Origin of the sequence: Ureibacillus acetophenoni (assembly GCF_900220965.1) — a bacterium.
Classification (GTDB): Bacteria; Bacillota; Bacilli; order Bacillales_A; family Planococcaceae; genus Ureibacillus; species Ureibacillus acetophenoni.
The window spans coordinates 159,659-169,439 of the sequence record NZ_OBQC01000008.1 but is presented as its reverse complement, the minus strand read 5'-3'; the positions used below and the strand labels follow the sequence as shown (position 1 = coordinate 169,439).

Genomic DNA, 9,781 nt, shown 5'->3' with positions numbered 1-9,781 from the left:
GTGGACACCCTTGCCATTAGCTAACAGTTCCTACTGCCAAGCCTGTAGTGGACTTTCACCACCAAGTTATAGCCCATGCCGGGCGCACAAAAAAAGTATCTGAAAGGATTTCCTTTCAGATACATTAAATACGAACCTATTTATTTTGAAAATTATTTTCTAGTAAATCCTTCTTTTTGAAAAAAGATAGTTTTGTTTCTGAAATAAGAATGGCAATTAATATAAGTATTGCACCTATGATCATTCTTGTTGTAATAATTTCACTTAGTAAGATAATAGAGAAAACCATGCCCCAGAACGCTTCTGTTGATAAAATAATCGCTGCTTTTGTTTCGGAAGTATACTTTTGTGCAATTGTTTGGAAACAATAAGCTAATGTCGTAGAAAAGATACCTAAGTACAATACTGATAAAATCCCTTCCGTTTCAAATGAAAAGCTCATTTCTCCATTTAAAATAACAGCAATCCAACCTAATACTGCTGCTACACCCATCTGTATAACCGTTAATAGGATTGGATCTTCATCTTTAACAAATTTCGCAGTATAAAAGATTTGATAAGCAAATGCAAAAGCACAAGCAAGCGTTAATAAATCTCCAATATTTACTTCCGTTGTAAATTGTAGCGATAAAAAGGCAATCCCAATAATTGCAAGAAAGGCACCCGTTAATTCAAACTTGTCTATCTTTCTTCTATAAGCAAAAAACGCTATGAAAGGAACAATTACAACATTCACTGCAGTTAAAAAGGCATTTTTAGATGGTGTCGTATACTGTAAACCTATTGTTTGAAGTAAAAAAGCTAAGTAGAGAAATATCCCTAACAATAACCCTCTTTTCAATGTTGATTTTTTTATTTTCTTTAGACGTTTATAAAAAACGGCACTTAAAATGAGCACACCAATCGTAAATCTTAAAGCAAGAATTTGATAAGGGGTAAAATAATCTAACGATACAGCAGAGAATACAAATCCGCTCCCCCAAATAATTGCCGTAATGATTAACATGGCTTCTCCAATATATTTACGCATGTCTTCCTCCAAGTTTATTAATAATTACAATAAATCTAATAATATCAACTATTATATAATAGTTTCCATGATTTGTTTTCTTATTTTTATACTAAGATTAGTATACTTTTATTTAATTTCATCATTTTGATGAACTTATTAGCATATTGATATAGAGGATATAGAGAAAGTTGGATCATCCTTTAATTTTTCAATGTAGAATATAGAATCTAAGGCAAATAAATGTCATAAATCGGTATATTTTACAAGTTGACCTATTTTATTTCCATTCGACATTATTTCCCGAGAAATGATATTTACAGAATGTGGATAAGAAAATCTAAGTGTATTATGGATTATTTTATCCCATACAATTGTCGATATAGGTAATTTAGCAGTCTCTAAAATATAATATTCCACCTGGAATATAAAAAAAGTTTAAGCACCATTTCTATTAAGTGCTCAAACTCTTATTATTAACTACTTTATGTTGCTCTCTTTATTAATTTGATGAATTGATTTTATAAAGTTCTTAATTAAGAATTCAAAACTCTCTTCAACACTAATAGACATCGCAAATGCACCACTTTGTTCCAATGATGAAAATCCGTGCAATAAACTTCTTAATCCTCGGATTGTATGGATCATGTTATTATGATCTAAATTATAATCCTTTAACACATGTATGATGAGCTCAACAATCTCATCACTAGCTTTTTTTAATTCACCGTCAATTTCTTCAGGGGCCTGAATCGTAATTTCATACAAACCAGGATGTTCTCGTGTAAATTCTACATATGCATAAGCCATTGCAGAAAGGGCTTCATCTTGTTCTTTTCCTTCTATAGAAATTTTTAATTTTTCCAGAAGTAACCTTAAACCATATAACGACATTTCACTTTTCAAACTTGCTAAACCTTTAATATGATTAAATAATGAAGGGGATTTTACAGATAGTTTCCGCGCAAGTGATGCAAGCGTGACAGCTTCCAATCCCTCATTATCTGCTATCTCCACTGCAGTTTGAATAATTTTATTTAAATCTAATCCTACTCTAACCACTTTACATCATTCCTTAAACTGTAACTAATTTCTTTTCTGCTTCATGAATTGCTTGTTTTAATATATCCATTGGATTCTCTAACACTTTACCATGTCCTACAGCTACAAGCGATGGTTCTAATTGTAATATTTTTTTTACACTTTCAAGGGCAAGCTTTTTATTCCACGTACCAAAAGTCGGAAATGGAAACGTTGGTACTAATTGACCTACAACTGCTACTTTACCTTTTGTCTGCATAGCATCTCCAACTATTAATTGTTTGTTGATCGTATTAAATAACGATATAGAACCAGGAGTATGTCCTGGAGTAGAGATAACTTCAAAAGATCCAATTCGATCTCCTTCATTTAAAAGAAGATCCGGTATTGTTTTTAAATTTTTATCAAATCCACCTTTAATAGGCAACTTCGGCTCTTCATCACCTAAAGATTGATCCCCTAGTAATAGTCTGTTATCACGTACAGAAATTGAGACGATTACATTAGGAAACCGTTGCTTTAATTGATCCACTGAGCCAACATGGTCTCCATGGGCATGGGTTAAAATAATATTTGTTAATGGCTTATTAATTCGTTCGATTAAATGAACAATTCCTTTAAAACTGGCAGGCATTCCTGCATCAATAAGAATTAACTCATTTTCTTCTTCATAAAGATAACAATTTACAGGAAATAAACGTGGTAAAAGCGTTAATTGGTAAAGATTTCCAAATTTTGAAATTCTCATTTTTTTAGCCCCTTTAAAAGTGATATGTCGTTCTTAACACAAAACTAATACCGTTAGTTTTATAATATAACTAACACCATTAGTTTGCAACCACTTTTTGTAAATTTTTTTAAATACCTTTTCTCCTGAAACGATTTCATACTTTTACATAAGATGTAGAGAAGACTAAATAAGTAAGGAGTGATTTAGTTGTATCATACGGTATTGCCTGGAGAGACCCTTCTTCAAATATCACGTGATTACCGGCTACCAATAGCCGTTATCATCGGAGCTAATCCTACAATCAATCCAGATATAATTTATGTGGGACAACGCATTCTAATACCAGGATTACCTGATCCAAGCACAATCCCATATCACATTGATGTTTCAATTAATAATAGAAGATTAGATTTATATAGAAATAATGTATTACAAAAATCGTATCCAATTGCTGTGGGACGAATGCTCTTTGGAACCCCCATTGGGAACTTCGTTGTTATTAATCGTGCACCAAACCCTGGAGGTCCTTTCGGAACAATGTGGTTAAGTCTATCAAAAGAACATTACGGTATTCACGGCACTAATGATCCAAGTTCCATAGGTAAGGCCGTTTCAAGAGGATGTATTCGAATGCACAATCAAGATGTGGAAGAACTCGCAGCAATAATCCCGAATGGCACCGCTGTATCTATTCATGCTTGATTTCCAATTATATTAAACTCATTAATTATTTATTATTTTCATAAGATACATACATGTCCACTTCTTGGAGGAAATGTATGTATCTTATTAATAAAGGGTTCATCATTATAATTAGTAGTATTATTATCGCGATAGGTATAAACCTCTTTCTAGTCCCCTATGAAATATTAGACGGGGGCATTATCGGAATTGGGCTTATTCTAAAGTATATTTGGAATTTAAAACCAGGACTAATGATCATTTGTTTGAGCATTCCTATCTTTATGGTTGCTTGGTTTTATTATCGTGATTATTTTTACAATAGTTTGCATGGGATGATTATTTCATCTTTTCTTATAGATTTGTTCAAACCCTTTCAACAGTTCGCTCGCCTGGATCCAATGATCAATTCTATATTAGGTGGAATACTAGTTGGGCTTGGCATAGGTCTAATGCTAAAATATAAGACAAGCACTGGTGGAACCGACTTAATCGCACAATTCATTTGCGATAAAACAGGTATAAACGTAGGGGTTATCATTTTTTTCATAGACGCAGTCATCGTACTATTAGGTGGACTATTAATTTCTACTTCGACACTACTCCTTTCAATCGTAACGATTTTATTTGTTGGGATGACAACAAGCCTAATTACCCGGAATGTAAAAGTTACTACATAAAAAAAGATGTAACTAGTGGAATCTAGTCACATCTCTATAACAAATATAGTAAGAACAATTTAGTTTGTGTAGTTAATATCTTCTTCCTGGAGTTTCAAAACAACTTTTTCGAAATTAATTGGTTTACTAATATAATATCCTTGTATTAATTCACATTTATATTTCACAAGCATGTCAAGTTGTTCTTTCTGTTCAACACCTTCTGCAACAACTTCCAACCCAATATTATGTGCTAAACTAATGATCGTTTCAATAATTCTCTGTTCCTTTTCAGACCTTAACATCATATCAACGAAACTTTTATCAATCTTCACACGATCAATAGGTAAACTATTTAAATAACTTAAAGAAGAATAACCTGTCCCAAAATCATCTAAATGTATTGATATTCCCAATTCCTTTAGCATTTCTAATTTTTTAAAGTTAGTTTCAAAAGATTTCATTAAAGATGTTTCTGTAATTTCTAATTGTAACCATCCTGGTGGAATACCAGTACTTTCTACAATGTATTGAACATTTTCTACAAAATCTTGTTGCATTATATGGACGGGTGAAATATTAACAGAAATTTTTATTGGATTTACAAGTTGCTTATTAATTCGTTTAATTGCTATACATGCGTTCTCTAATACCCAATTATCGATCTCAACAATTTGACCTGTAAATTCAGCAATTTGAATTATTTTTTGAATTCCAAATTGTACCAATTCAGGAGACCTCACACGTAGTAAAGCTTCAATACTCGTAATCTTTTTATCTTTTGTATTATACAGAGGTTGAAAATGGAGTTCTAACCCATTCGTTTCTAAACTTTTACGTATACCTGATTCGATGACAGACTTTTCATGAATCTCCTTTTGAATACTCTCATCAAACAGTCGATAACCATTTTTACCTGAGCCCTTTGCACGATACATTGCCATATCAGCAGTCTTTAATAAATCCTCAGCGGTTGTGCCATGTTCGGGATACATAGATACTCCGATACTTGCCGTAACGTTTAGTATTTTTGAATCAATAACTATTCCCGTATCAAACAGGTCGACGATTTCTTTTGCAACTTCCTCTGCTTGTTGTTCTGACTCAATATCATAAATGAGAAGTATAAATTCATCGCCACTTATTCGAGCAACTTGTTTATAAGGTGGTGATATATTTTTCAACAACTCAGCTACTTTTACAATTAATCGATCTCCGAAAGAATGTCCAAGTGTATCATTTACCATTTTAAAATTATCTAAATCAATAAAAATTACTGCTATTGGACAATCTTTGTCATTTACTATTGATTTAGTTAATTCTTCATTTAATCTTCTACGGTTTAATAATCCAGTTAAAGAGTCATGAGAAGCAAGATGAGCCACTTTTTCTTCACTAAGTTTAAGTACCCTCTGAGATTCTTTTAATTCGTCGTATTTCTTACGTAATTGTTCCTCAGTCCGCTTTATCTCATTATTCGAGATCATTAGTTTTCGGTCACGCTTATTTATTGCTCGAATCATACTATTAAAGCCCATTGCCAAACGAGTTACTTCTTTATAGCTTTTCACATTTGCACGGACTTGGTAGTTACCATTTTCCACATGATTCATGAGAATTCCCAGTTTTTTTATAGGTCTTGTCCAAAGTAATGTAATTCCATAACCCATGAAGCTGAAAAATAATATACAAACAATACCAGCCACTAATATTGGGATTAAGTTTTCGATTAATTTATGGTTCACTTCATCTTCACTGATGGCCGTTAGAATATTCATACCGATTTGTTCTATTTCGTGGGAATGGAGAATAAAATTTTCTTCATTAATTATGTATGGGACATATTTTTCTCTCGTTTCTTCAATTAATGAATGATATTGTTCAGCAAATATGGGTTCACCAAGAAGATAGTTATGTCGATTTGCAATTACCGAACCACTTTGATTTAACAACATGACAAGGCCATCGTTACCAATTGTAGATTTACTAATGATGTCACTCAATTCATCTAATTGAAAATCAACAGCAATGACTCCATCATAGTTTGGACCTTTAACATATTTGGTTGCTGAGATAACAATTTCTTGATCGAGGTAATCTAGGTATGGATCTGTCCAGACTATGTCTTCTTTGTTCCATAATGCTTCCTTATACCACATCCGTTTAATAGGGGTAAAATCATTAGGTATTTCGGTGTCTACGCCTGTATAAAGTTGACCATTAACGTGGCCATAAACAAATGTACCTTTTAATGGAATTATGTATTGATAATCACTAAATAAAGATTCTAATTCATCACTCGTCAATTTTTGGTCAGTGGTAAGTGTTTGTTCTATTTTCTCTATTATTTTTTCAACTATGTTAAATGAACTTTCGAAATAGATGGCCGTACGATTTAATACCGTCTCTGATTCTTGTTCATATTGTAATTCAATATTTTTCTTAATGCTTTTAGAAGCAATAAAACCAAATAATGTCATGGTGGTTAAACACATAAATAGTATTAGTAATATTGCCCAAAACTTTATGCTTTTTGTTCTCAAGTTGGTCACTCATCCTCAAGTTTACTCATTCACTTTTTAGAAAAAATTCTATCATGTAATCTTTACCCAAAATCGTGGCAATATTTCTTATAGAATGATAGATGCTATTATCAACTTCAATGTATCTTTCAATTGAATCATCAAATTCTTCTAATGCTTTGGGTTGTTCTTGATGAATAGCCACCATTGCACTAATAAATTTCTCCTGTATTTTTTCATCAATATTAGTTCCAGCAACAAAAAGAGAACCTGGAATATCTTCTGACTTCCAGATTACTCTATAATCATTTTCGTCGATTTTATTTTCTTTTATTAATTTTTCAAATTGAATACTACTAATTGCTCCTGCATCTACTAGATTGCTTTCTATATCAATAGTTACTTGCTGATGGGTACCTGAGAAATGGACTTCGTCGAAGAAATCTTCAATTTCAATATCTCTACTTCTAAATAATGCAAACGGTAGGACATAGCCTGATGTTGAACCAGAATCTACAATTGAAAATGTGGATCCTTTTAAATCCTCAATGGTGTGAATATCCGATTCCTTCTTCGTTATAATCAAAGACTGATAGTATAATCCATCTACTTTTCTTTCTTGCACAACTAAAGGTTTTAAATCTAATAGACTATCTGCCGCTATATAGGAATATGCACCATACCACCCAATATCGATAGTTCCTTGTTCCATTCCTTTAACAAGACTCGCATAATCATCAGCAATAATAACATTAACTGAAGTCTTTATATTATCTTCTAGATAAAGTTTGATGGGATCAAAGTTATTAATCATCTCTTCTTTGTCTTTTAAAGGAATCAATCCTATCGTTATCTCCTCTTTGTTTCCGTTACATCCTACTAAAATTGAGCATAAAAGGACAATCACTAATGCAAATTTCAATTTTACCATCTATGGATTCACCCCATAATTAGTAGCTTTTTTTACATCATACTATACAAATGTAAATTCATTGTTAAGTCATTTTAATGAATCCATAGATTTCTACTACAAAATAGTATTTTTTATAGGTCTATTACATTCCAAATTTCTGACGAAAACCACATTTTCTACATAGTTCTTCTACTGCTACTCGATTCGAAAATCCATCGACAATACGATTTGCCCTTTCTCCCTCAACGATTTCTGAGAATGACTGTTCGTTAACATTTCCAAGTTTTATAATTCCATCTCCATCTAAGCAACATGGTACAACTGTTCCATCAACTAGTATGGCTGCATGACTTCTTAAGGCATGACAGAATCCTTTGCCTTCATCTTCTGGTGCAAGAAGACTTGGCCATCTGAATTCATGGTCTTGATTTAAGTAAATGTTTTTGTCAATTTTCACTCCGCCACCTGGAACAACTCTTTCTTCAATCCTATAGTCCAAGTTATATTCACGTTCAATAATTTCTAACGTTTCTCGATTTCTTCTCTTAGCAATTTCAGTTGATTGGCCTCTTTGCAAATTCCATAAACGGTAAGAGATAATTACACCATGTTCCTTCGCTTCACGAACAAACTCTAAAATATCTCCAAGGTATTTTTCACGATTTTCCGACCCTTCATGACCATCAAAACTATGTAATGAAAAGTTGATTTGTCTAAGAGCAGGTTTTCCTAAAAGTTTCTCTCGATTTTTCTTTATTAGAGTACCATTAGTTGTAATGTTAACTTTAAATCCTTTTTCATGGGCTGCATCTAATAATTGATCTATCCGAGGGTGCATTAGTGGCTCACCCTTTACATGCAAATAAATATATTTTGTATGTGGTTTTAGTTGGTCTAATATTCTATTAAAATCCTCAAGTTTAATAATCCCTTTCGTACGATTTGTTGGGGGACAAAAACTACACGCGAGGTTACAAACACTTATTATTTCTACATAAACTTTCTTAAAGGTCTTCACTATCTATTCTCCATTTCAGTTATATTGACATTCATTTTATCAAAATCCCTTAATATTAGCATTGTAGTTGTATTATTTCCACAAAAAATGACGTATTTGTTTTTAGAACAAATACGCCATTTATAGAAGTTAAATCATTTTCAATAAAGCTTCTTCACCAATCATGCCTTTTACAATACCAAACTTTTCTGCCTCATAGGTTACTGATTCAAGTGGTGCTTTTAACAATTCGTCAATCGTTTTTACACCTACCGCACGCCCAGCAACAATTTTACGATCTGCCAGTTTCTCATTCAACAATCCAACATCCAAGGCACCACACATTATATAACCAATATCATTAGAGATTGTTAACAATGTAGTCTTAGGTAAATACACAGTCACCGCATTAAAAATGTGCCCTTGAATAGTTAACGTTTCTGTTGATATCATGTAAACCCTCCTCCACTTCTAAAATATGGAGTAGGTTCGAATAGTGTTAACGATAATCACATATTTTGTTAAACCCAAGGACCGACAAGCCTTTTTTCATGTTTGTATTGGTTTATCATTAAACTAAGCATTTGATACCAATTCGTGCACTCTTTTATAGTATCTATATAGTCATCACTGTCTTTTTCTATTGGATCATCCTTCTCTAGAAAAATATACTCAATCGTGTGATTTGAAAAATCATCCACAACCAGCTTCAAAGATATTTTCTTTATTGTTTCATCGTCGTCTTCATATTCTGATTCCTCTGACTCGTAAAGGTTAATAATTGCTTGTCCTTCGTCATTGATTGTACCTCCGATTATACCTTCTCTTGGAAAAAGATATTTCACTTTCCCATCTTCTAAAATCGCTACTTCTAACAATTTTGAAAAAGGGAACGACTTATAGTTAAATTCATCATCAACATATTCTCTATTTGCAACGTAAAAAGTATTTGTTCTTTCATCTATTAACAAACTAGTTAGTAAATCTTCTGATAGAGTTGCTTTAGTATGAGGAATTTCATTTAGCATTTCCCTGGTTTCTTCTAAATCTTCTTCCATTTTTTTATCCATTTCTTTTCTTAGTTCTATATAACCCCATAGAAACATCATAAAAGCGATTAATAAATACGACCCAACCATCAATAGTGGACCTAGGAAAAAAGCTAATATAAAAAATGCTATGCCTAATAAGAAAATCCAACTAATCAAGAACATTTGCATTCTATTTCA

10 protein-coding genes are annotated in these 9,781 nt (G+C 32.3%); 2 read left to right on the top strand and 8 right to left on the bottom strand.

What is annotated here, in order from left to right; translation table 11 throughout:
- Window positions 1–136: 136 nt before the first annotated feature.
- From CRO45_RS12155 to CRO45_RS12145, 3 genes are all read right to left on the bottom strand, one after another.
- Window positions 137–1,030, bottom strand: a complete 894-nt coding sequence (locus CRO45_RS12155) for a DMT family transporter (RefSeq protein ID WP_097149917.1) — start codon at window positions 1,028–1,030, stop codon at window positions 137–139.
- Window positions 1,031–1,489: 459 nt separating this feature from the next.
- Window positions 1,490–2,071, bottom strand: a complete 582-nt coding sequence (locus tag CRO45_RS12150) for a TetR/AcrR family transcriptional regulator (RefSeq protein ID WP_097149916.1) — start codon at window positions 2,069–2,071, stop codon at window positions 1,490–1,492.
- A 13-nt stretch (window positions 2,072–2,084) separates the two neighbouring features.
- Entirely contained in the window at window positions 2,085–2,798 is a 714-nt protein-coding gene (locus CRO45_RS12145; protein WP_097149915.1) for an MBL fold metallo-hydrolase, read from the bottom strand.
- Between the two features lie 189 nt (window positions 2,799–2,987).
- Here CRO45_RS12145 and CRO45_RS12140 point away from each other — a divergent pair, with 189 nt between their 5' ends.
- A complete protein-coding gene (locus CRO45_RS12140) occupies window positions 2,988–3,482 on the top strand; it encodes a L,D-transpeptidase family protein (RefSeq protein WP_097149914.1) in 495 nt (164 codons plus the stop codon).
- Window positions 3,483–3,559: 77 nt separating this feature from the next.
- Window positions 3,560–4,141, top strand: a complete 582-nt coding sequence (locus CRO45_RS12135) for a YitT family protein (RefSeq protein ID WP_097149913.1) — start codon at window positions 3,560–3,562, stop codon at window positions 4,139–4,141.
- A gap of 59 nt (window positions 4,142–4,200) precedes the next feature.
- Here the strand turns inward: CRO45_RS12135 and CRO45_RS12130 are convergent, their stop codons facing one another.
- The 5 genes from CRO45_RS12130 to CRO45_RS12110 all read right to left on the bottom strand — a co-directional run bounded on the left by CRO45_RS12130 (window position 4,201) and on the right by CRO45_RS12110 (window position 9,772).
- Window positions 4,201–6,600: a bifunctional diguanylate cyclase/phosphodiesterase gene (locus tag CRO45_RS12130; RefSeq protein WP_170949485.1), complete on the bottom strand. Its 2,400-nt coding sequence runs from the start codon at window positions 6,598–6,600 to the stop codon at window positions 4,201–4,203.
- An 88-nt stretch (window positions 6,601–6,688) separates the two neighbouring features.
- The gene (locus CRO45_RS12125) at window positions 6,689–7,573 is read right to left on the bottom strand and encodes a phosphate/phosphite/phosphonate ABC transporter substrate-binding protein (protein ID WP_097149911.1); all 885 of its coding nucleotides are present in this window, start codon (window positions 7,571–7,573) and stop codon (window positions 6,689–6,691) included.
- A 124-nt stretch (window positions 7,574–7,697) separates the two neighbouring features.
- Window positions 7,698–8,573, bottom strand: a complete 876-nt coding sequence (locus CRO45_RS12120; protein WP_097149910.1) for a radical SAM/SPASM domain-containing protein — start codon at window positions 8,571–8,573, stop codon at window positions 7,698–7,700.
- Between the two features lie 129 nt (window positions 8,574–8,702).
- Window positions 8,703–9,005 (bottom strand): YunC family protein, encoded by a 303-nt coding sequence (locus tag CRO45_RS12115; protein ID WP_097149909.1) that lies wholly within the window; start codon window positions 9,003–9,005, stop codon window positions 8,703–8,705.
- Window positions 9,006–9,073: 68 nt separating this feature from the next.
- Entirely contained in the window at window positions 9,074–9,772 is a 699-nt protein-coding gene (locus CRO45_RS12110; protein ID WP_097149908.1) for a hypothetical protein, read from the bottom strand.
- Between the last annotated feature and the right edge of the window lie 9 nt (window positions 9,773–9,781).

Bases quoted from the DNA above. Each gene is read 5' to 3' on its own strand.
- CRO45_RS12155 (WP_097149917.1), bottom strand. From the start codon at position 1,030: ATGCGTAAATATATTGGAGAAGCCATGTTAATCATTACGGCAATTATT.
- CRO45_RS12145 (WP_097149915.1), bottom strand. From the start codon at position 2,798: ATGAGAATTTCAAAATTTGGAAATCTTTACCAATTAACGCTTTTACCA.
- CRO45_RS12135 (WP_097149913.1), top strand. From the start codon at position 3,560: ATGTATCTTATTAATAAAGGGTTCATCATTATAATTAGTAGTATTATT.
- CRO45_RS12130 (WP_170949485.1), bottom strand. From the start codon at position 6,600: ATGACATTATTTGGTTTTATTGCTTCTAAAAGCATTAAGAAAAATATT.
- CRO45_RS12125 (WP_097149911.1), bottom strand. From the start codon at position 7,573: ATGGTAAAATTGAAATTTGCATTAGTGATTGTCCTTTTATGCTCAATT.
- CRO45_RS12115 (WP_097149909.1), bottom strand. From the start codon at position 9,005: ATGATATCAACAGAAACGTTAACTATTCAAGGGCACATTTTTAATGCG.
- CRO45_RS12110 (WP_097149908.1), bottom strand. From the start codon at position 9,772: ATGCAAATGTTCTTGATTAGTTGGATTTTCTTATTAGGCATAGCATTT.